20 protein-coding genes are annotated in these 19,655 nt (G+C 67.5%); 3 read left to right on the top strand and 17 right to left on the bottom strand.

Features of this window, described 5'->3' with window-relative positions:
* Positions 1 to 12: 12 nt before the first annotated feature.
* The 8 genes from ACFVTM_RS15910 to ACFVTM_RS15875 form a co-directional block, all read right to left on the bottom strand.
* Positions 13 to 1,326, bottom strand: a complete 1,314-nt coding sequence (locus ACFVTM_RS15910) for an MFS transporter (protein WP_390204530.1) — start codon at positions 1,324 to 1,326, stop codon at positions 13 to 15.
* Between the two features lie 63 nt (positions 1,327 to 1,389).
* A complete protein-coding gene (locus ACFVTM_RS15905; RefSeq protein WP_390204528.1) occupies positions 1,390 to 2,346 on the bottom strand; it encodes an SseB family protein in 957 nt (318 codons plus the stop codon).
* Positions 2,347 to 2,359: 13 nt separating this feature from the next.
* A complete protein-coding gene (priA, locus tag ACFVTM_RS15900) occupies positions 2,360 to 3,106 on the bottom strand; it encodes a bifunctional 1-(5-phosphoribosyl)-5-((5-phosphoribosylamino)methylideneamino)imidazole-4-carboxamide isomerase/phosphoribosylanthranilate isomerase PriA (RefSeq protein ID WP_390204527.1) in 747 nt (248 codons plus the stop codon).
* Between the two features lie 47 nt (positions 3,107 to 3,153).
* Complete coding sequence (locus ACFVTM_RS15895) at positions 3,154 to 3,312, bottom strand: hypothetical protein (RefSeq protein WP_208748425.1); 159 nt, start codon at positions 3,310 to 3,312, stop codon at positions 3,154 to 3,156.
* Positions 3,313 to 4,062 (bottom strand): imidazole glycerol phosphate synthase subunit HisH, encoded by a 750-nt coding sequence (hisH, locus tag ACFVTM_RS15890; RefSeq protein ID WP_390204525.1) that lies wholly within the window; start codon positions 4,060 to 4,062, stop codon positions 3,313 to 3,315.
* The gene (gene hisB / locus ACFVTM_RS15885; RefSeq protein WP_390204524.1) at positions 4,059 to 4,685 is read right to left on the bottom strand and encodes an imidazoleglycerol-phosphate dehydratase HisB; all 627 of its coding nucleotides are present in this window, start codon (positions 4,683 to 4,685) and stop codon (positions 4,059 to 4,061) included. The genes hisH and hisB overlap by 4 nt, the downstream gene beginning before the upstream one ends.
* Positions 4,686 to 4,755: 70 nt before the next feature.
* On the bottom strand, positions 4,756 to 5,874 hold the full coding sequence (locus tag ACFVTM_RS15880; RefSeq protein WP_390204523.1) for a histidinol-phosphate transaminase: 1,119 nt from the start codon (positions 5,872 to 5,874) through the stop codon (positions 4,756 to 4,758).
* A 93-nt stretch (positions 5,875 to 5,967) separates the two neighbouring features.
* A complete protein-coding gene (locus tag ACFVTM_RS15875) occupies positions 5,968 to 6,345 on the bottom strand; it encodes a LysM peptidoglycan-binding domain-containing protein (RefSeq protein ID WP_390204522.1) in 378 nt (125 codons plus the stop codon).
* 386 nt (positions 6,346 to 6,731) lie between these two features.
* Here ACFVTM_RS15875 and lexA point away from each other — a divergent pair, with 386 nt between their 5' ends.
* Entirely contained in the window at positions 6,732 to 7,481 is a 750-nt protein-coding gene (gene lexA, locus ACFVTM_RS15870) for a transcriptional repressor LexA (protein ID WP_390204521.1), read from the top strand.
* A gap of 107 nt (positions 7,482 to 7,588) precedes the next feature.
* Here the strand turns inward: lexA and ACFVTM_RS15865 are convergent, their stop codons facing one another.
* Complete coding sequence (locus ACFVTM_RS15865; RefSeq protein ID WP_390204606.1) at positions 7,589 to 9,673, bottom strand: ATP-dependent DNA helicase; 2,085 nt, start codon at positions 9,671 to 9,673, stop codon at positions 7,589 to 7,591.
* A 136-nt stretch (positions 9,674 to 9,809) separates the two neighbouring features.
* The gene (gene hflX / locus ACFVTM_RS15860; protein ID WP_390204520.1) at positions 9,810 to 11,414 is read right to left on the bottom strand and encodes a GTPase HflX; all 1,605 of its coding nucleotides are present in this window, start codon (positions 11,412 to 11,414) and stop codon (positions 9,810 to 9,812) included.
* Positions 11,415 to 11,971: 557 nt separating this feature from the next.
* On the opposite strand from hflX, the gene ACFVTM_RS15855 reads away from it, so the two are divergent.
* The gene (locus ACFVTM_RS15855) at positions 11,972 to 12,586 is read left to right on the top strand and encodes a class I SAM-dependent methyltransferase (protein ID WP_390204519.1); all 615 of its coding nucleotides are present in this window, start codon (positions 11,972 to 11,974) and stop codon (positions 12,584 to 12,586) included.
* On the opposite strand, the gene dapF is transcribed toward ACFVTM_RS15855, so the two are convergent.
* The 6 genes from dapF to ACFVTM_RS15825 all read right to left on the bottom strand — a co-directional run bounded on the left by dapF (position 12,567) and on the right by ACFVTM_RS15825 (position 18,466).
* Positions 12,567 to 13,520 (bottom strand): diaminopimelate epimerase, encoded by a 954-nt coding sequence (gene dapF, locus ACFVTM_RS15850; protein WP_390204518.1) that lies wholly within the window; start codon positions 13,518 to 13,520, stop codon positions 12,567 to 12,569. The genes ACFVTM_RS15855 and dapF overlap by 20 nt on opposite strands.
* Before the next feature lie 185 nt (positions 13,521 to 13,705).
* Positions 13,706 to 14,602, bottom strand: a complete 897-nt coding sequence (miaA, locus tag ACFVTM_RS15845; RefSeq protein WP_390204605.1) for a tRNA (adenosine(37)-N6)-dimethylallyltransferase MiaA — start codon at positions 14,600 to 14,602, stop codon at positions 13,706 to 13,708.
* A gap of 76 nt (positions 14,603 to 14,678) precedes the next feature.
* Entirely contained in the window at positions 14,679 to 16,277 is a 1,599-nt protein-coding gene (miaB, locus tag ACFVTM_RS15840) for a tRNA (N6-isopentenyl adenosine(37)-C2)-methylthiotransferase MiaB (protein WP_390204516.1), read from the bottom strand.
* 54 nt (positions 16,278 to 16,331) lie between these two features.
* The gene (locus tag ACFVTM_RS15835; protein ID WP_390204514.1) at positions 16,332 to 16,817 is read right to left on the bottom strand and encodes a regulatory protein RecX; all 486 of its coding nucleotides are present in this window, start codon (positions 16,815 to 16,817) and stop codon (positions 16,332 to 16,334) included.
* A 136-nt stretch (positions 16,818 to 16,953) separates the two neighbouring features.
* Complete coding sequence (gene recA, locus ACFVTM_RS15830) at positions 16,954 to 18,006, bottom strand: recombinase RecA (RefSeq protein WP_390204512.1); 1,053 nt, start codon at positions 18,004 to 18,006, stop codon at positions 16,954 to 16,956.
* Positions 18,007 to 18,229: 223 nt separating this feature from the next.
* Positions 18,230 to 18,466 (bottom strand): DUF3046 domain-containing protein, encoded by a 237-nt coding sequence (locus ACFVTM_RS15825; RefSeq protein WP_390204511.1) that lies wholly within the window; start codon positions 18,464 to 18,466, stop codon positions 18,230 to 18,232.
* Positions 18,467 to 18,507: 41 nt separating this feature from the next.
* Between ACFVTM_RS15825 and ACFVTM_RS15820 the strand changes: the two genes are divergently transcribed.
* Entirely contained in the window at positions 18,508 to 19,017 is a 510-nt protein-coding gene (locus ACFVTM_RS15820; RefSeq protein ID WP_390204509.1) for a MarR family winged helix-turn-helix transcriptional regulator, read from the top strand.
* 92 nt (positions 19,018 to 19,109) lie between these two features.
* On the opposite strand, the gene ACFVTM_RS15815 is transcribed toward ACFVTM_RS15820, so the two are convergent.
* Positions 19,110 to 19,562, bottom strand: a complete 453-nt coding sequence (locus tag ACFVTM_RS15815) for a helix-turn-helix domain-containing protein (RefSeq protein WP_066434909.1) — start codon at positions 19,560 to 19,562, stop codon at positions 19,110 to 19,112.
* Positions 19,563 to 19,655: the final 93 nt, after the last annotated feature.

Raw genomic sequence — 19,655 nt, 5'->3', positions numbered from 1 at the left:
GTCAGCGCATGGTCAGACGTGGGCGAGCCGGCGGCGGCGCACCTGCTGCAGGGCGAGTCCCACCAGGCAGAGGGCCACGCCGGCCAGTCCCACGGAGAAGAAGCCGGCCGAGGGGCCGATGACGTCGATGAACAGCCCGGCGAGCGGCGCACCCAGGGCCACCCCGCCGGTAAGCGCCGAGCCGTACCAGCCCATCGCCTCGCCGCGCCTTCCCTCGTCAACCAGCTCGGCCACCTTTTCCGATGCCGCGGACAACACCGGGGCGCACAGCAGCCCGGGCAGCAACGCGAGCAGGCTGAGGGTCCAGACGTCGGTCGCGAAGGCCATCGGGATGGTGAGCGCTGACATTCCCAGCAGCAGCAGGATCGGTGAGACGGGCCGGTGCATGGCGCCATAGAGTAGGCCGCCCACCACCGAGGCCGCGCACCAGAACAGGAAGACGATCCCGATCTCGGCCTCGTGGCCGCCGGTCTGGAGGGCCGCCACGATCCCGACGTCGGTGCCGCTGAGGACCATGCCGACCCCGGCCGCCACGGCGAACACGGAGGCCACGGCGGCGGTGAACCAGCTGAAGTTGTGGATGACCCTGTGCCGGAGGCCGGAGCGGCGTTGGCGCCGTTCCTCGGCGGCGGCTGCCAGGGGCGCCAGTTCGGCTGCGGCCTCCTGCAGATGGGCCGGCGCGGCGGCGACGACGGCGGCTTCCGCGCATTCGAGCTCTTCCGACTCGAGTTCGGCGTCGGGGGAAGCGCTCCGGGTGGGCGGGTTGAACCACATGAGGAAGAGTCCGGCGACGGAGGTGGCCACTCCCACGATTGTCAGACCAAGCACGGATTGCCCGCTGGTGGCGACGACGGCACCGACAGCCGGGCCGATCATGAAGACCAGCTCGGTGGCGATCGCGTCCAGGGCGAAGGCCGTGCGGCGCTGTTCCCCGGGGGCCAGCACGCCCAGTGACTGCCGCACGACGCTGAAGATCGGCAGGGTCAGCAGGCCGCCGATGAACACCAGGGGCAGCAGGACCTCGTAGGACACGTGCGGCACGACTGACCAGATCACGGTCTCGGAGACGACCGACGGAATGAGCGCCTTGCGCAGCCCGACGGTGTCGACCCGGCGCCCGCGCCACGGCGCCCCGACGGCGATTCCGACCGTCATCACGGCGGCCGCAGCGCCGGCGGCAGCGTAGCCTTGGCCGAGGGTCAGGACGATGTGGAGGGTCAACAAAACCCCGGCCGCCGAGTGCGGTATGCGGGCGATCATCCCGACCAGCAGGAGCCGCCTGATGGGCTGGACGGCCAGCAGCTGACGGTAAAGCGCGAAGTTCACGAAACTACATCCTTCTGGTACTGCCCACGGCAGCACCGGGATGTCCCCCCGTTGGACCGTCAGCTATGGTGCTGCGCGCTGCAGCTTGACCTCGATCGAATCAACCCGCTCGGCAAAAATTTCATTCCGGGCCCAGGCGTTGTTGAGGCCGGCGACGATGGACTGCACGCCGGCGGCGTCGAGCCCGTCTTCAAGGTAGAGGACCACACGGAGTTCCGGACCTGCTCCCCCACCGGGGAGCCGCCTGCCATCGGCCATGGCCGAGGCAACTCCACCCCCTGGATGAATTTCAACACGGCGGACGGCCGGAAAGCCAGCCGCGCCTTCCCCGAGGGCACCGGCGAGTTCCGGATCGGCATACGACGGCGTCCAGGTCTTTTGCTGGGCGAGGGCCCACACCGCCGGCCGGCGCACCACGAAAGTGACCTCGGAGCCGGGATCCAGCACCAGGAGCTGGGCGCCTTCCGCGACCGCGGACAGCGCGGCCCGGGCCGCGTACACGGCGACCGGCCTGGCCTCCGGATGCCACGCCTCCAATGCCGCCGCCGAGGTGAACACCGGCATGGCCGTCCGCCCGTCCGGCGCCTTGAGCGTCACGAGGGCCATGTCGGCCTGCTTGTCGCCGTGCAGTTTGTCCCCCTGCAGTTCCTCCCCGTGCTTCCCGGCCGCGCCTTCGCCCTCTTCGGCGAGCTGGGCGAGGATCGGCACGAACACCCGGGCGGTGGCAAGCGCGGCCACCACGGCCGCCTCGTCGCCCGTGCCCTCGGCGAGATCCGCCAGGGCCGCGAGGTAGCCGGCGTCGGCGGCGCCGTCGTCATCCTCGAAATTGTGGATCTTTGCGTCATCGCCGGACAGGCTGCGCCCTGCCCAGGGCTGGCCGGCGGAGTCTGTGGGCCCGCCGGCGCCGGCAAGCGCGGCCGCGATGTGGCCGGGCAGATGCCGGACGGGTCCCGCCCCGGTGCCCGCGGGCAGTCCGTCGTGGGGCCCGGATGGCTCCTGGGACTCGTGGGGGTGCGTCATGAGCGGTGACCGCCTAGCGGCGGCCGGCGACGTCGAGGGCCTCGGGCAGCGTGAAGTTGCCGTTGTAGAGGGCCTTGCCGACGATGGCGCCCTCCACGCCGAGCGGCACCAGCGAACGCAGGACTTTCAGGTCCTCGAGGCTGGAGATGCCGCCGGAGGCAACTACGGGCTTCCCCGTCTTCTCGACCATCTGGCGCAGGAGTTCGACGTTGGGGCCCTGGAGCGTGCCGTCCTTGGTCACATCGGTGACGACGTACCGGGCGCAGCCGGCTTCCTCGAGGCGGCCGAGCACCTCCCAGAGGTCCCCGCCTTCCTTGGTCCAGCCGCGGCCGGCGAGGGTGGTGCCGCGGACGTCCAGGCCGACGGCGATCTTGTCGCCGAAGCGTTCGATCACCCGTCCGGTCCACTCCGGGTTCTCCAGTGCCGCGGTGCCGAGGTTTACCCGGGCGACGCCGAGGTCGAGGGCTTTTTCGAGGGATTCGTCGTCGCGCAGGCCGCCGGAGAGCTCGACCTTGATATCGAGGCGCCCCACGACCTCCCGCAGGAGCTCGGCGTTGGAGCCGCGGCCGAACGCGGCGTCCAGGTCGACCAGATGCACCCATTCGGCCCCCTGCTGCTGCCAGTTGAGCGCGGCCTCCAGCGGGGTGCCGTAGCTCGTCTCGCTGCCGGCCTCGCCCTGGACCAGCCGGACGGCCTGGCCGTTGACGACGTCGACGGCGGGCAGGAGCTCAAGTACGGGCAGCGGGGTTTCGGTGGTCATTGGAGTCCTCAGCTTGGGGATGGATATGTGGGAGCGCGGCGGAATCGTCAGGACGCCGGCAGGGTCAGGAGGTAGGCGGCCAGGAGCGACATGCCGGCGAGGATGTAGAAGACGATCTGCACCCAGCGCGGACTTTTCTGCTGCCGGAAGGAGATCGCGCCGCCGACCAGGAGGCCGGCGAGGCCCATCAGCACCAGGGACCACATCTAGGCGGTCCGTTCCGGGGCGGCCGCCTGTGCCGGAGCTGCGGGGTGCAGGCCCTGGACCCAGTTGCGCAGCAGCCGGGCGCCGGCGTCGCCGGATTTCTCCGGGTGGAACTGGGTGGCGCAGAGCGGGCCGTTTTCCACGGCCGCGATGAACGGGGCTCCGTGGTCGGACCAGGTCACCAGCGGCGCCGCCATCCGGGGCTGTATGACGTCGAAGTCCCAGTGCTGGACGCCGTAGGAGTGCACAAAGTAGAAGCGCTCGGCCTCAACACCGGCGAACAGCTTGGACCCTTCGGGGACGGAGACGGTGTTCCAGCCCATGTGGGGCACGACGTCGGCAGGCAGCAGTTCCACCTTGCCGGGCCACTCCCCCATGCCCTCGGCTTCCGTGCCGTGTTCGACGCCGGCTTCAAACAGCACCTGGAGTCCGACGCAGATGGCCAGCACAGGCCGGCCTCCGGCGACACGGCGGCCGATCATGCGGATGGCGTCAACGGCCTTGAGTTCGCGCATGACGGTTTCGAAGGCGCCGACGCCGGGCACAATCAGGCCGTCGGCGTTGAGGACATCCTCAGGCTTGGAGCTGAGGATGACGTCGGCACCGGCCCGTTCCAGCGCACGGACGGCAGACCGGACATTTCCGGAGCCGTAGTCCAGCACCGTAACGGTGGGCTTGCCTCCCGGGGACACCAGCCTGGTCCCGGCGGCGGGGTCGATGATGGCCCCGTCACGCAGTTCCGGGCCGGTCACAAGGCGCCCTTGGTGGACGGAATGCCCTCGACGCGGGGATCCGGCTCCACGGCTGCGCGCAGAGCCCGGGCGAAGGCCTTGAACTGTGCCTCGACGATGTGGTGGGGGTCGCGTCCGGCGGTGACGTTCATGTGCAGGCAGATCCCGGCGTGAAGCGTGATTGCCTCGAAGACGTGGCGGGTCAGGGAGCCCGTGAAATGGCCGCCGATCAGGTGGTATTCCTGGCCTGCCGGCTCCCCGGCGTGGACCAGGTAGGGACGGCCTGAGACGTCGACGACGGCCTGCGCGAGGGCCTCGTCCAGGGGAACGGTAGCCTCGCCAAACCGGCGGATCCCGGCCTTGTTGCCCAGGGCGGTCTTCAGCACTTCGCCGAAGGTGATGGCTACGTCCTCGACGGTGTGGTGGACATCGATGTGGGTGTCACCGGTGGCCTTGACGGTCATGTCAATCAGCGAGTGCTTGCTGAGGGCCGTCAGCATGTGGTCGTAAAACGGGACCGACGTGCTGATGTCCGAGACGCCGGCGCCGTCCAGGTTGATCTCGACCAGGACCGAGGACTCACTGGTGGTCCGTTCCATGCGTGCGGTCCGGCCCTCGGCGGCGGTGGATCCTGGGTTGCTCATGTAGATATGTCCTTTGGAAGAAGGCAGGGTGTTGGGCGGTCTGGCGGGGCGCTCGGGCTCCCCACCAAGTCTAGGCCTGCGGCTTTGCGGAGCTCGTCAGGATGCGTTCAAGGGCTTCGAGGAAGGCTGTGGTTTCTGTCTCAGTACCCGCGGTCACGCGAAGGTGCCCCGGAATGCCGACGTCGCGGATGAGGACACCGGCATCGAGCAAGCCCTTCCAGACTTCGTGGGGGTTCTCCAAGCCGCCGAAGAAAACGTAGTTGGAATCCGAGGCGGCCGGCCTAAGGCCCAGCCGGGTCAGTTCGGACACGATCCGGTCCCGCTGGCGCTTGATGTCCTCGACATCCGCCATGAGCGCCACCCGGTGGCGCAGGGCGGCCAGGGCGGTGGCCTGGGTGATGGCGGAAAGGTGGTACGGCAGACGGACCAGGCGCAGGGCGTCCGCGACTTCCGGGGCCGCGGCCATGTAGCCCAGGCGTGCACCGGCCAGGGCGAAGGCCTTGCTCATGGTGCGCGAGACGATGAGCCGCTCCCGGCCGGGCAGCAGTGCGAGGGCGCTGGGCGTGCCGTCGTGGGCGAACTCGTGGTAGGCCTCGTCGACGATCACAATGGTCTGGCTCGCCTCGCCGGCGTCGTAGACGGCTTCGACGACATCAAGCCCCAGCCCGGTACCGGTGGGGTTGTTCGGGGAGCACAGGAAAACGATGTTGGGCTGGAGCTGGCGGACCTGCCGGGCTGCCGATTCCGCGCTGAGCCCGTAGTCTGCCGCGCGGGCACCGACCAGGTACTCCGTGTCGGTGCCAGAGGCCAGCAGCGGGTACATCGAGTATGTCGGAGGGAACCCGAGGGCAGTGCGGCCGGGGCCGCCGAATGCCTGGAGGATCTGCTGAAGCACCTCGTTGGAGCCGTTCGCGGCCCAGATGTTCTCCGCGTCCAGGCCGTGGCCAAGGTATTCGGCGAGGGCAACACGCAGTTCGGTGAACTCGCGGTCCGGATAGCGGTTCAGCCCGGCGGCGGCGGCACTCACGGCCTCGCTAATGGCCTCGCGGACATCGGCCGGGACACCATGGGTGTTCTCGTTGACGTTGAGCAGGATGGGGACGTCCAGCTGGGGCGCGCCGTAGGGACGCAGGCCGCGCAGATTGGTTCGGAGGGGCAGTCGGTTGAGGCGCTCAAGCTGGTCAGTCACGTGACCAGTTTAAGTGGTAGCGGGACGGGCGCTGAAACTGTGACGCCTGCCGCGGCACTTGGGCGCTTCGTGGACGGCGTTACCTGGACTGAGTTACTTGGACGGGACGAACAGCTGCTGGCCCGGCATCACACGCGCGGCGTCCAGGTTGTTCAGCTGCACGATGTCGGCCACGACGTCGCGGGGGTCGCGCTCCGGGGCGACCGAGCCCGCGATGGCCCAGAGCGACTCGCCCGGCTGCACTGTCACCGAAACGGTGGGCGTCAGCGAGAGCTGGTCCGCTGAATCCGCCGCTTTCGCGGGGGCGTTGAGGAATCCGCTGAGCGACAGGATGAGCGCCACCAGCAGGATCAGCGGGACGCCAAAGAAGACGAAGCGTCCGCGCCGGGTGAGCCGCAGCGGCGGCTGCTTCGGCCGGTGATTCGTGACGTCATGAACCAAAGTGCCGTGATACGCGCTTGAAGCTGACATGAACTGAGCCCTCCTGGACCATACGGTGCCGCCCGGCGTACTCCACGTACTCGCCGCCAACCGACCGAACTTTCGAACATAGAACCGAACACTGCCTTCGACGCCTGAACCTCGAAATCGAACACATATTCGAACCTTGCTTGTTCTGTTTTAGCACTTACTAACGAACGATGTCGAGACTCGCTAGAACAAATGTTTGAAAAAGCCTTGCAGCTGGCCTATTTTTGAGGGACAGGACAACCGCTTGTGACTCGAACATCGCTAGTTGAACATCGCCAGTTGATTCGAACATTGGTAGTTGATCAGCAGGGTCTGACATTTCAGGCCGGAAGTTCCCGGTGACAGCAGCCACAGTGGCCGGGCGGAACGGAAAGGCATTGGCGAACATGGCAGCACAAGCCACCGGCGGCAGGGCCTCCTCTCGGAGCCAACAACCCGTACGGGCCCCCAAAAGCCTCACCGTCCGGCAGAAGAAAATTCTGGAAACCATCCAGCGCTCCGTTACGGACAACGGTTACCCGCCCTCCATGCGTGAGATCGGCGACACCGTCGGCCTGGCCAGCCTGTCGAGCGTGACCCATCAGCTCTCCCAGCTCGAAAAGCTCGGCTACCTGCGGCGCGACCCCAAGCGCCCCCGGGCCATGGAAGTGCTCATGCCGCTGACCTTGGACGAGGGGACCACGGCGATTTCGGGGGTCGAGAAGTCCAGCGGCCTGCGGGCTGTCGGCGGCCTTTCAGTCACGGAACTCGCCAGCGCCACTGACACGGCAATGGTGCCGTTCGTCGGACGCATCGCCGCCGGCGGGCCGATCCTCGCGGACCAGGTGGTGGAGGACGTCATGCCGCTGCCCCGCCAACTCGTGGGCCATGGCGAACTGTTCATGCTCAAGGTGGCCGGCGACTCGATGATCGATGCCGCCATTTGCGACGGTGACTGGGTGGTTGTCCGCCGGCAGGGCGATGCCGTGAATGGCGACATCGTTGCCGCGCTGCTGGACGACGAAGCCACGGTCAAGACCTTCCGCCAGCGGGACGGCCACACCTGGCTGCTGCCGCAGAACACCCAGTACGAACCCATCCTGGGCGACCACGCGGTCATCATGGGCAAAGTCGTCTCGGTGCTCCGCTCCCTGTAGCGGCTGCGGCCGGGTCATCCCTGACCACGTACACCCGAAGCCAAGGTCCCCGCCGGTAATCCGGACGGGGACCTTGGCGTTTCCTGGTCCCCTGGCTGCTCAGCTGCCTATGTGGGGGCCTGTGCCGATTCTTTGGCCAGGCGCTTCAGGGCAGCCATGGCAATCGAGGAATCCGTGGTCGGCCAGAACGGGGGCAGCGCCGCGCGGAGGAATCCGCCGTAGCGCTCCGTGGACAGCCGTGAATCCAGTACCGCCACCACGCCCTTGTCCGACGTCGAGCGGATCAGCCGGCCTGCCCCCTGCGCGAGGCGGATCGCGGCATGCGTGGCCGAGACGGTCATGAAGCCGTTGCCGCCGGCCTGGGCGACGGCCCGGGAACGCGCCGTCATCAGCGGATCGTCAGGCCGCGGAAAGGGAATCCGGTCAATGACCACCAGCCGGCAGGACACGCCGGGAACATCGACGCCCTGCCAGAGGGACATCGTGCCGAACAGACACGTGTCCGGTTCGTCGGCAAACTGACGCACGAGCGCCGTCATTGTCGACTCCCCCTGGCACAGGATGCTCATGCCCAGCCGGGGCCGCATCGCCTCGGCGGCGTCCTCGGCCGCCCGCCGCGAGGAAAACAGGCACAGGGCACCGCCGCCGGACGCGCGGATCAGCTTCTCGAGTTCGTCCAGTGCCTCCGGAGAAGTTCCGCGGCCGGGTTTGGGCAGGTGCCGGGCGACATAGAGGATGCCCTGCTTCGGATAGTCGAAGGGGGATCCGACGTCGACGCCGGTCCAGCTGGGGGCGCCGTTGCCGACCAGGCCCAGGCCTCCGGCCGCAGGCTCGAAGGCTGCGCCGATGGCCAGCGTGGCCGAGGTCAGGATGACTGTGTGGCCTTCGAACAAACCCTCACGCAAGCGACCCGCGACGCTCAGCGGGGCAACGTTGATCAACGCCGGTGCGCTGTCGTCGGGCTGGGAGAAGCCCTGTGCCGGGTCGAAGCTGCTGTTGCGGGAGAACCACACGACTTCGCGGTTTTCGCGCGCGGCCAGGAGGCGTTCACAGAGTTCCAGGATGACCATCAGGCGGGAGCGGGCCAGCTGGCGCCCTCCGTCGGCCGTTGTGGAACTGTCCCCCTTCGAATCGGACAGCGCGGCGCGGCAGGCGTCACGCAGCTGGTCGATGCAGTCCAGCTGTTCGGTGTTCAGGCCGTTGGGCATCAAGCCGCTGGGGACGCCGTCGATGGCCAGCTCAAGGTGGGCGGCGGCATTGTTCAGCGCGTCCACGGTGATGCCCGTGTGCTTCCGGGCACCGGATGCTGCGGCGTGCACCATCGCCACGGAGAGCTGGCCAGAGACCGCGCCCGTGACGCGGTCCTGAAGTTCGTGCGCCTCGTCCACCACCACGACGTCGTACTCGGGCAGCACCGCCAGGCCTTCGAAGGCGCTCACGGCGAGCATGGCGTGGTTGGTGACCACGACGTCGGCGTCGGCGGCATTGTGCCGCGCCAGTTCGCTGAAGCATTCGGCCGCGAGCGGGCATTTCTGTGCCCCGAGGCACTCCATGGAGGTAACCGAGACCTGACGCCAGGCCCGGTCGGTGACGCCGGGCATGAGCTCGTCGCGGTCCCCCGTGGCCGTCTCTTCGGCCCATTCGCGCAGGCGGACGACTTCCTTGCCCAACTGGGAGGAGGGCCCGCCCAGTGCTGCCGCGAAGTGCGGGACGCTGGTGTCCTCGCCGAGGGAAAACAGCTGCCCCTCGGACGGTTCCTCAGACGGGAAGCCGCCCTCAAGCTTGTGCCGGCACACATAGTTGGACCGGCCCTTCACCAGGGCGACCTTGACGGGCCGCTGCAGGGCGGGCGTGATGTTCTTGAGCAGCCTGGGGAGGTCCCGCCCGACAATCTGCGTCTGCAGCGCCAGGGTGGCGGTGGAGACCAGCGTGGGCTTGTTGCTGGTCAGCGAATGGGCGATCAGCGGAATCAGGTAAGCCAGCGACTTGCCGGTGCCGGTACCGGCCTGGACCAGCAGGTGGTCGCCACTGTCAATCGCGCGCACCACCTGCCGGGCCATTTCATGCTGGCCATCGCGGCTCTGGCCGCCCATGCCGGACACGGCACGGTCGAGCAGTTTGATGACAAACTCCTCGCCGGCCGCGCCGTCAGTCGCATGGGCGTCGTCCACTGCGTCAGCAGCGTCGTCCATTGCCTCAGCAGCGTCGTCCATTGCCTCAGCGGCGTCGTCCGCTGCGTCAGCAGCGTCGGACACCGCCTCGCCGGCGGAACCGGCGTCGGCAGGTGCAGCGTCGGCAGGTTCAGCGTCAGCTTTAGTCACCGCAGCCTCAGTCATTGGTGATGAAGGGATCCAGTTCAGCGGCGAGTCCTTCGCGCACCATCACCACGGCACGGGTCCCGGTTTCTTCGTGGTCCAGGCTGAGGATCTCGGCGTCGGTCTCGTGGAGCTTGTTGAGCAGGTCCCCGCGGTTGTACGGGATCAGCAGTTCAAGCTTCACGCTGGGCCGCGGGATGCCGTCACTGATGGCCTTGAGCAGCTCGGGGATGCCTTCGCCGGTGCGGGCCGAGACCACCACGTGGCGCGGTTCGCGCTGCTTGAGCCGCTCCACCACGAACGGGTCCGCGGCGTCGGCCTTGTTCAGCACGATGATCTCCGGAACCTTCCGCGCGTCAACCTCGCTGAAGACGCTCCGGACAGCGGCGATCTGGCCCTCCGGGTCCGGGTGCGATACGTCCACGACGTGCAGGATCAGGTCCGAGTCGGCCACTTCTTCCAGGGTGGAGCGGAATGCCTCCACGAGCTGGGTGGGCAGGGAACGGACAAATCCCACGGTGTCCGCCAGGGTGTATCCGAGCCCGTCGGCGGTTTCGGCCTTGCGGACGGTGGGGTCCAGGGTGGCGAACAGGGCGTTTTCCACCAGCACTCCGGCGTCGGTCAGCCGGTTCAGCAGCGAGGACTTCCCGGCGTTGGTGTACCCGGCGATCGCCACTGACGGCACGGCATTACGACGGCGGTTGGCCCGCTTCGTTTCCCGGGCCGGCTTCATGGCGGCGATTTCACGCCGCAACTTGGCCATCCGGGTGCGGATCCGGCGGCGGTCCAGTTCGATCTTGGTTTCACCGGGACCACGCGAGCCCATGCCGGCACCGGCGCCACCCACCTGGCCACCGGCCTGGCGGGACATCGACTCGCCCCAGCCGCGCAGGCGCGGGAGCAGGTATTCCAGCTGGGCCAGTTCCACCTGCGCCTTGCCTTCACGGCTCTTCGCGTGCTGCGCGAAGATGTCCAGGATCAGCGCCGTGCGGTCAATGACCTTGACCTTGACGATGTCTTCCAGGCCACGCCGCTGGGACGGGGCCAATTCGGCGTCGACAACGACCGTGTCGGCGCCGGTGGACATCACGATGGCCTTCAGTTCCTGCGCTTTACCGGAGCCGAGGAAGGTTCCGGGATCGGGCTTGGCCCGCCGCTGGACGAGCCCGTCGAGGACCTCCGACCCGGCGGTCTCAGCGAGGGCCGCAAGTTCACGCAGGGAGTTCTCGGCGTCCGCGAGGGTACCTTCGGTCCAGAGGCCGGCGAGTACAACGCGCTCAAGGCGCAACTGCCGGTATTCGACCTCGGTGACATCCTCGAGTTCGGTGGACAGGCCCGCCTTTCGGCGCAGCGCGTGGCGTTCCTCGAGATCCTGCTGGTCGCCGTCGAAGCTGGTGTACGCCTCGTCCAGGCGGGAGATGGCCTGTGCTTTGCCGAGCGCCGACTTCAGGCCACTGACACTCGCACCGCCTGCTTCGCTGGCGGCGGCTCCGGAGCCACGGCCTGCACCAGGGGCGGGGGTGTCCTTGGAAAGGATCCGGTCGATAACAGCCTGAATCTCCTCAGGACTCATGTCCTGGGCTGCTGAATCGGGTCCGGTGTTGGGGTGGCTGGTCATGGTCTCCTTTAAGGGTTCGGCACTTTCAGAATAGTGCTGATTGTTGCTCTGTGGGGCGGTATTCGCGCTGGGCTGACGGCGAGGGGTCATACGGGCCTCCTGGAATGCCCGCGGCAATGGTGCCGGCGGGCAGGGCTGGCTCCGTGTGGAGCGGTGGCTGGGTTGGGAAATGGGCGGCACAAATGCGCCTGGCTTCGGGGAGCGGCTGTGGGGAACGGCTGCGGGAAATACAGTTTTGTGAACACAGCGAGGTAGTTGCCGTCCGCTGGGCGGCCCCGTAACGGGCCAAGGAGGTCAGCGGGCCACAGGAGCACAGTGTCAGCGAAACACGGCGTCTGGGACAGCGGCTGGATTCCAAGTGGTTCGGGCACCGGCGGTGAGAAAGCTCACCCTTGCGTTGGCGCACTCAGCGGAAGGCAATTACCTGCGTCGCTCCGGAGACGGGCTAAGGCCCGTGCCGGCTACTTGGAGATCAAGATCATGTTTTTAGCCTAGCAGACGCCGTCGCTCCCCTTCGGTTTCCCATTCGGGCGGGCCGCCAACTAATCTGGCCCATTATGGAGTCTGCACACTATTTCAGCGCCCAGCCGGCCGGGCCTTTCACCCGCAAGCCGCTCACCGTGGAGCTTGCCGGTGAAACGCGCCGGCTGCAGACCTCCTCAGGGATCTTCAGCCCGGACGGGATCGACAAGGGGACAGCAGTGCTGCTCGCCGACGCCCCGGCTCCGGCGCCGCAGGGCAATCTGCTGGATATCGGCTGTGGCTGGGGACCGATCGCCCTCACCATGGCCCTGCGCGCACCGCACGCGCACGTCTATGCAGTGGATGTAAACGAACGCTGCGTGACCCTGACCAACGAAAACGCCGCGCTGTTGGGGTTGAGCAACGTCACCGCCAGCACGCCGGACGCCGTGGACCCCGAGGTGCGCTTCGCCACCATCTGGTCCAACCCGCCGATCCGGATCGGCAAGGATGAGCTTCATGCCCTCCTGCGCCTGTGGATTCCCAGGCTGGCTCCGGGTGGATCGGCCTGGCTGGTGGTACAGAAGAACCTCGGCTCGGACTCTTTGCAGCGCTGGCTGGCGGCCGAGCTCGATCCCAGCTTCAGCGTGACCCGGGAGAGCACCTCCAAGTCGTTCCGGATCCTCCGGGTCAGGAAAGCGTCCCACTAGCGACGATCACGGCCGGGCCGCTGAGTTCGACGTGTTCGTGCCCTTCCGGGCCGACGAAGAACTTCACCCCGACGACGCCGCCGGGAACGTGGACGTTCCACGTGTCCGGTGCGCCCTGGCCGGCCCAGTGACGGATGGCGACGGCGGCGGCGCAGGCGCCGGTGCCGCATGACTGGGTCTCCCCCACTCCGCGCTCGTGGACCCGCATGGTGATGGTGCCGGTGCCCTCGTGGACCAGGGGTTCGGACGGCACCACGAATTCGACGTTGGTGCCGTGCGGCGGCGTCGGGTCCACCCGGGGGGCGGTGAACAGTTGTGTGGCCTCGAGTTCGGCGGTTTCGGCCAAGGCCACCACGGTGTGGGGGTTGCCCATGCTGACCGAAAGGGCGGGGCGTGCGACTTCGAGCCCGTCGGCGCTGACCAGCGAATCCATGGCCCGTGCGGTCGCCTCACCGGGGAAAATGAACTCCCAGGGACCCATGTCCACGGCGTAGCCAGCGGCTGTCCGGACGATCGTCTTCGCGCCGCCCCGGGTTCCGATGACGAGGGACTCGCCGGCGGGAAGGTCCACGAGGCCTTCGGCGATGAGGAAGTGCACAAAAACGCGGACGCCGTTGCCGCACATCTCAGAGAGCGAGCCGTCGCCGTTGCGGTAGTCCATGAACCACTCGGCGTCCGGGTGCGAGGTCAGCAATTCCTGTCCCTCGGCCAGGAGCCGCGAAGGGACGGCACGGATCAGGCCGTCGCCGCCGATGCCGCGGTGCCGGTCGCAGAGCGCCGCGACGTGCTCGGGGCCAAGCGACAGTGCCCCGTTGGGGTCAGCGATCAGGACAAAGTCGTTGCCCGTTCCGTGGCCTTTTGAAAACTTCAGTCCGCTCAGGGCTGCGGCATCGCCGGCAGTACGGTCAGCGGCCACGACTTGGGATTCGTCCATGCTCCAAGGTTACAGTTCCGCCCTCCCAGCCCCGGCACCCTGACCGGGACGCTACGCCGACGGCGGAACAGGCGCGGCGGCCCGACGTGCGGCCCAGCGTCGTTCAACATTCAACACTGCGCCGTTCAACACAGCGTTCTTCAGCACAGCGTTCTTCGACACAGCGTTCTTCGAAACAGCGTTCTTCAACACAGCGCGGCGGCGTCTGCCACCAGATCGGGATCCTGCCAGCCCAGCCAGGTCACGCGGGGATCGGCACGGAACCAGGTCAGCTGGCGGCGCGCGAACTGCCGGGTGGCGATGATGGTTTCGTCCGCGGCCTGCTCCACGCTGGAGGCACCGTCGAGCACCCGGAGGAACTGGGCATAGCCGAGGGCCCGGGGCGCGGTCCTGCCGTTGCGGAGCCCCGCGGCGTCCAGTCGCCGCACTTCTTCCAGGAGCCCCCGGTCCACCATGGCGTGGACCCGGTGCGCGAGCCGCTCCCGGAGCAGTTCCCGGTCCACGTCGAGTCCGATCTGGACGGCGGGCTGGAAATACTCCCGGGCGGGCATGAAGGAACTGAACGGTCGCCCGGTGAGTTCGAAGACTTCCAGGGCGCGGATGACCCGTCTGGCGTCGCCGAGCCGGCCGGCCGACACTGGGTCCACTGCTTCCAGGCGTTCCCGCAGCGGCCCGGGTCCCGTCGTGGCCAGTTCCGCCTCGAGCCGGTGGCGGATGTCCGGATCCGTGCCGGGGAATTCCAGGACGTCGAGGGCGGCCCGGACGTAGAGCCCGGAACCGCCGGCCAGGATGGCCCGTTTCCCCCGGCCGTGGATGTCCGCGATCAATTCGCGGGCCTGCTGCTGGAAGTCCGAGACGCTCGCTTCCTCGGTCACGTCCAGAATGTCCAGGAGGTGATGGGGCACGCCCCGGCGTTCGGCGTCGGTGATCTTGGCGGTGCCGATGTCCATGCCGCGGTAGAACTGCATGGAATCGGCGTTGATGACCTCCCCGTCGAGCTCGAGGGCGAGCGAGACGGCCAGGTCTGACTTGCCGGACCCCGTGGGCCCGACGACGGCGATCACCGGCGGCGCGGCCGGCACGTTGGCTTGGGCGGTGTCCTCCAGGACGGCGGCCGGGGCTGCGGCCCGTGCGGTTCCCTGCTGGCCCGGCACGGCGCTAACGGCCGCGGACCGGGAGGCTGGGCATGCCCAGCGACACGCCGGACCTGCCCGAGGAGCCGGTTTGGCCCGCCGGGCCGGCAGGGGCGCCGCAGGAGTCCGCCTGGGAACGGTCCCAGGCGTCACCGGCACGGGACCGGCGGAGGCTGTAGTCCGCTGCCGAGGCGGGGTCGGAGATGAGGTGGAACGCTGCCGCTTCCGTGATGGTGACGGTCACCAGATCGCCGGGCCGTGGCACTTCGGCGCCAGCGGGCACGGAAAAGTGCACCAGCCGCTGGTCCGGGGAACGGCCGGAGAGGCGGTGGGTTTCCTCGGCTTTGCGGCCCGACTGGGCTGTCACCATGACCTCGACGCGGCGGCCGAGCTGACGGGCGTTTTCCTCTGCCGCAATCCGGTCCTGCAGGGCCGTGAGGCGCTCAAAGCGTTCCTGGACCACGGCCTTGGGCAGCTGGTCGGGCAGGTCCGCGGCGGGGGTGCCGGGGCGCTTGGAGTACTGGAAGGTGAAGGCGGTGGCGAACCGGGACTTCTCCACGACGTCGAGCGTGGCCTGGAAGTCCTCCTCGGTCTCGCCGGGGAATCCGACGATGATGTCGGTGGAGATGGCGGCGTGGGGGATCTTCTCGCGGACCTTGTCCAGGATGCCGAGGAACTTGGTGGAGCGGTAGGACCGCTTCATGTCCTTGAGGACCTTGTCCGAGCCGGACTGCAGGGGCATGTGCAGCTGAGGCATGACGTTGTGCGTTTCCGCCATGGCGTCGATGACGTCGTCGGTGAAAGCCGCGGGATGGGGGCTGGTGAAGCGGACGCGCTCCAGACCCGGGATTTCCCCGCACGCGCGCAGGAGCTTCGAGAATGCCTGGCGGTCGCCGAATTCGACGCCATAGGAATTCACGTTCTGTCCCAGCAGGGTCACCTCGATGGCGCCGTCGTCCACGAGAGCCTGGATTTCGGCCAGGATCTCCCCCGGGCGGCGGTCCTTTTCCTTGCCGCGCAGGGCGGGGACGATGCAGAACGTGCACGTGTTGTTGCATCCAACCGAAATGGACACCCAGCCCGAATAGACGGAGTCCCGCTTGGTCGGGAGGGTCGAGGGGAAAACGTCCAGCGATTCGAGGATCTCCAGCTGGGCCTCGTTGTTGTGCCGCGCCCGGTCCAGCAACGCCGGCAGCGCACCGACGTTGTGGGTGCCGAACACGGCGTCCACCCACGGCGCCTTCTTGAGGATGGTCTCCCGGTCCTTCTGCGCGAGGCATCCGCCGACGGCGATCTGCATCCCGGGGTTGGCTGCCTTGACCGGGGCGAGGATGCCGAGGTTTCCGTAGAGCTTGTTATCGGCGTTCTCCCGGACCGCGCAGGTGTTGAAGACCACGACGTCGGCCAGTTCACCGGCGGACGGAACGTACCCTGCGGCCTCCAGCATTCCGGCCATCCGCTCGGAATCGTGCACGTTCATTTGGCAGCCGAACGTGCGCACCTGGTAGGTGCGGGGCTGTGCCGAACCGGAATGGTCCTCTGCGGCAGCTGCGTCGGCACTGGATGTCGCAGGCGCTGCTGGAGAAGGTGTATCGGCCGCCGGGGAGGGAATCGTAAAACTCACCTGTTAAGGGTAACGGGTCGGCACGGGCTTGCGCTGACTCCGGATCGGCGGCCTTTAGTCCCCGGCCCCGTCGCGGCTGGCGACGGAATCCAGAACCTCTCCCACAATCCGGAAGGCTAGCGCGGGCTGGTATCCCTTGCGGGCCAGCATGGAGGCGAGGCGGCGGGTGATCTTGTCGCGCTCCGCACGGTCCTCGCCGCCGGTGAATCCCCGCAGCTTGCGCTCCACGAGTTCACGGGCGGCTGCCTCTTCGTCGGCGTCGCTGAGTTGGTCCAGCGCCCCGGCAGCGGTCTCCGGGTCGATGCCCTTGTCCGCAAGTTCGCGCCGCAGTGCCCCCTTGGCGAGTTTGCGCGTTTGGGACCTGCTGCGGACCCACATGTCGGCAAACTCCGCGTCGTCGACCAGGCGCACTTCCTCGAAGCGGTCCAGTACGGCCTCTGCGACGTCCTCTGGAACGTTGCGCTCAGCCAGCTTGCGCGAGAGCTGCAGCCGGCTCTTGGGTGAATTCGTCAGCTGCCGCAGCACGATGGCGCGTGCCACCGCCGCGGGGTCTGCGTCCCGGTCCTGCTCGGCAGGCGTACCCGCGCCCGGCGCGCCATCTACGGGCTGGTCGCGGCCGCCAAAGCCAGGGGCAGAATTCCGTGATGGGAATCCTGCCCCTCTGCGTCGCCGGCCGTTAGAAGCCGTCAACGGCCTTCAGCTTCGGTGATTCTTCGCCCTCGGCCGGGGCCTTCACGCCGACGCCGAGCTTTTCCTTGATCAGGCGCTCGAGTTCGGCCGCCAGCTCCGGGTTGTCGCGCAGGAAGCGGCGCGAGTTCTCCATGCCCTGGCCCAGCTGATCACCGTCGTAGGTGAACCAGGAGCCCGACTTCTTGATCAGGCCGTGCTCGACACCCATGTCGATGATGCCGCCCTCACGGGAAATGCCCTGGCCGTAGATGATGTCGAATTCGGCGATCTTGAAGGGCGGGGCCATCTTGTTCTTGACGATCTTGGCCTTGGTCCGGTTGCCGACGGAGTCCGCGCCCTCCTTGAGGGTCTGGATGCGGCGGACGTCGATGCGGACCGAGGCGTAGAACTTCAGCGCCTTACCGCCGGTGGTGGTTTCGGGCGAGCCGAAGAACACGCCAATCTTCTCGCGCAGCTGGTTGATGAAGATGGCCGTGGTCTTGGTCTGGCTCAGGCGGCCGGTGATCTTACGCAGCGCCTGGCTCATGAGCCGGGCCTGCAGGCCAACGTGGCTGTCGCCCATGTCGCCTTCGATTTCCGCGCGCGGAACCAGGGCGGCCACGGAGTCGATGACGATGACGTCGAGGGAGCCGGAACCGATGAGCATGTCCATGATTTCCAGGGCCTGCTCGCCGGTGTCCGGCTGGGAGACGAGCAGGGCGTCGGTGTCGACGCCGAGCTTCGCGGCGTATTCGGGGTCCAGGGCGTGTTCGGCGTCAATGAACGCCGCAATGCCGCCGTTGCGCTGTGCGTTGGCGACGGCGTGAAGCGCCACCGTGGTCTTACCGGACGATTCCGGCCCGTAGATTTCGACGATGCGGCCGCGGGGCAGGCCGCCAATTCCCAGGGCGACGTCCAGCGCGATGGAGCCGGTCGGAATGACCTCGATGGGCGCACGGACTTCGTCGCCGAGGCGCATGACCGAGCCTTTGCCGAACTGCTTGTCAATCTGGGCAAGCGCTGCGTCGAGCGCCTTCTGGCGATCCGGGGCTGCGGCCATGGTTCACACCTCTAATACTTTCTCGCTGTGGAGTGGCCTTGAAGGCCCTTCGTCTGTCATCACTGACGCTACTGGCACCCTCCGACAAAGTTGTCGACGAGCCCACGTATGTGGAAAACGCGTGAGTGAAACGCTCTGAAAAAAGCATATCCCCATCCGAACAGATATTCGAACAAGTGTGCGGCGTGTCAGGCGTTAGCCATGCCGGCGGCGTGTCGGGGCGTCAGCGGGGTCCGGCGTTGTCGCGGGGTTTGACGTCCCGGCCGAGGCGGCGCTCCTGCGGGACGTCTTGGACGTCGCACATGGCAAGCCAGACCTGGCGGGGCGGGACGCCGGCGCTGAGCGCCTGGTCCGCTGTGCGTCCCCCGACGCCGGCCAGGACCAGCGAGCTGCTCAGGACGTGGGAGTAGCCCGCGCCGAACTCGTCGTCCATTAGCCGCCAAAAGTCACTGATTCGCACGAGTAAAGTCTCTCACGGCGCGGGACTCTAGAATGGTTGCCATGAGCAACCCAACTGAGGCCGCGGGAGATTCGCATCCCGGAAACGCCGGCACGGACGCCGCCCTGGACGCCGTCGAGAACCAGCTGAGCCTGCTCTGGCGCCGGGGCCGGTCGATTTCCCATCAGCTCTCGCGCCAGGTCCACCCGGACATGGAGCCGGCCGCCTACGGGCTGCTCAGCGTGATCCGCAAGCAGGGCCCCATCAGGCTGACCGACCTCGCATCGTGCATCGGCGTCGGCAAGCCTTCGGTGAGCCGGCAGATCGCCTTCCTCGAGGGTCTCGGCCTGGTATCGAAGGAGGCGGACCCGTTGGACGGGCGTGCGCAGGCCATCCGCCTGACGCCCGAAGGCGAGGAACGGATGCACCAGGTCCAGGACGCCAGGCGCGAGGTGTTTCGGGAACGCCTTGCAGAATGGCCTGCCGAGGACCTGCAGGCTCTCGCCATGTACATGGCGAAGCTCAATGCCACCTACGAACGCGATGGCTTCCCCCGGGACGAGCCCGCCTGACCTGCCCACCCCGGAACCACGCCGGGGACACGGCAAAGGACCCCCGGCCTGGGCCGGAGGTCCTTATTCTTACGTCTTAGGTGGGGTGGCGGCTAGCGTGCTCCGGAAAGGAGGCCCTTCGCCAGCTCGTCGTTGAGGTCGGAGTTGAGCTCTCGGTCGAGGTCGCGGCCATAGCGCTGCGCGAACTCCTGCGGAACGGTGTCCGGAACGGCGACACCTTCAGCGACCGCAACGCGGTCGCTGACTTCGCGGAGCATGCTCGAAAGCGGAACATCGAGGGCCGAGCAGATCGAGGACAGCAACTCCGAGGAGGCTTCCTTCTGGCCGCGTTCCACTTCACTCAGGTAGCCCAGGGAAACACGGGCACTGTGCGAGACTTCGCGGAGCGTACGGCCTTGGCGCTGGCGGACATCGCGCAGGACATCACCGATTTCGTGACGAAGTACAACCATCTTGCGCTCCTTCTGTTCGCTCTTTGCCTGATCGGCGAGGCCCACATCCTTCCAGCGGACAACGCCGTTTACGGATACGGGCTGCTTTACCATCTGTATCGCCTTGCTCCTCGTACTGTCGAGTCCGCCGGTGGGGGCGGACTCTGCTGATGATTTCATCCTAGGCGCCTCCCTTATTTGGAAGCG

The sequence above is a fragment of the Arthrobacter sp. NPDC058130 genome, assembly GCF_042884475.1.
Taxonomy (GTDB): domain Bacteria; phylum Actinomycetota; class Actinomycetes; order Actinomycetales; family Micrococcaceae; genus Arthrobacter.
The sequence above is the reverse complement of the archived record's forward strand: the minus strand, read 5'-3'. Positions and strand labels throughout refer to the sequence as shown.

Bases quoted from the DNA above. Each gene is read 5' to 3' on its own strand.
- dapF (WP_390204518.1), bottom strand. From the start codon at position 13,520: ATGGACGAATCCCAAGTCGTGGCCGCTGACCGTACTGCCGGCGATGCC.
- ACFVTM_RS15820 (WP_390204509.1), top strand. From the start codon at position 18,508: ATGAGCAACCCAACTGAGGCCGCGGGAGATTCGCATCCCGGAAACGCC.
- ACFVTM_RS15865 (WP_390204606.1), bottom strand. From the start codon at position 9,673: ATGGACGACGCTGCTGACGCAGTGGACGACGCCCATGCGACTGACGGC.
- priA (WP_390204527.1), bottom strand. From the start codon at position 3,106: ATGACCACCGAAACCCCGCTGCCCGTACTTGAGCTCCTGCCCGCCGTC.
- ACFVTM_RS15855 (WP_390204519.1), top strand. From the start codon at position 11,972: ATGGAGTCTGCACACTATTTCAGCGCCCAGCCGGCCGGGCCTTTCACC.
- hisB (WP_390204524.1), bottom strand. From the start codon at position 4,685: ATGAGCAACCCAGGATCCACCGCCGCCGAGGGCCGGACCGCACGCATG.
- ACFVTM_RS15895 (WP_208748425.1), bottom strand. From the start codon at position 3,312: ATGTGGTCCCTGGTGCTGATGGGCCTCGCCGGCCTCCTGGTCGGCGGC.
- lexA (WP_390204521.1), top strand. From the start codon at position 6,732: ATGGCAGCACAAGCCACCGGCGGCAGGGCCTCCTCTCGGAGCCAACAA.
- ACFVTM_RS15875 (WP_390204522.1), bottom strand. From the start codon at position 6,345: ATGTCAGCTTCAAGCGCGTATCACGGCACTTTGGTTCATGACGTCACG.
- ACFVTM_RS15815 (WP_066434909.1), bottom strand. From the start codon at position 19,562: ATGGTAAAGCAGCCCGTATCCGTAAACGGCGTTGTCCGCTGGAAGGAT.
- hflX (WP_390204520.1), bottom strand. From the start codon at position 11,414: ATGACCAGCCACCCCAACACCGGACCCGATTCAGCAGCCCAGGACATG.
- ACFVTM_RS15905 (WP_390204528.1), bottom strand. From the start codon at position 2,346: ATGACGCACCCCCACGAGTCCCAGGAGCCATCCGGGCCCCACGACGGA.
- recA (WP_390204512.1), bottom strand. From the start codon at position 18,006: ATGGCCGCAGCCCCGGATCGCCAGAAGGCGCTCGACGCAGCGCTTGCC.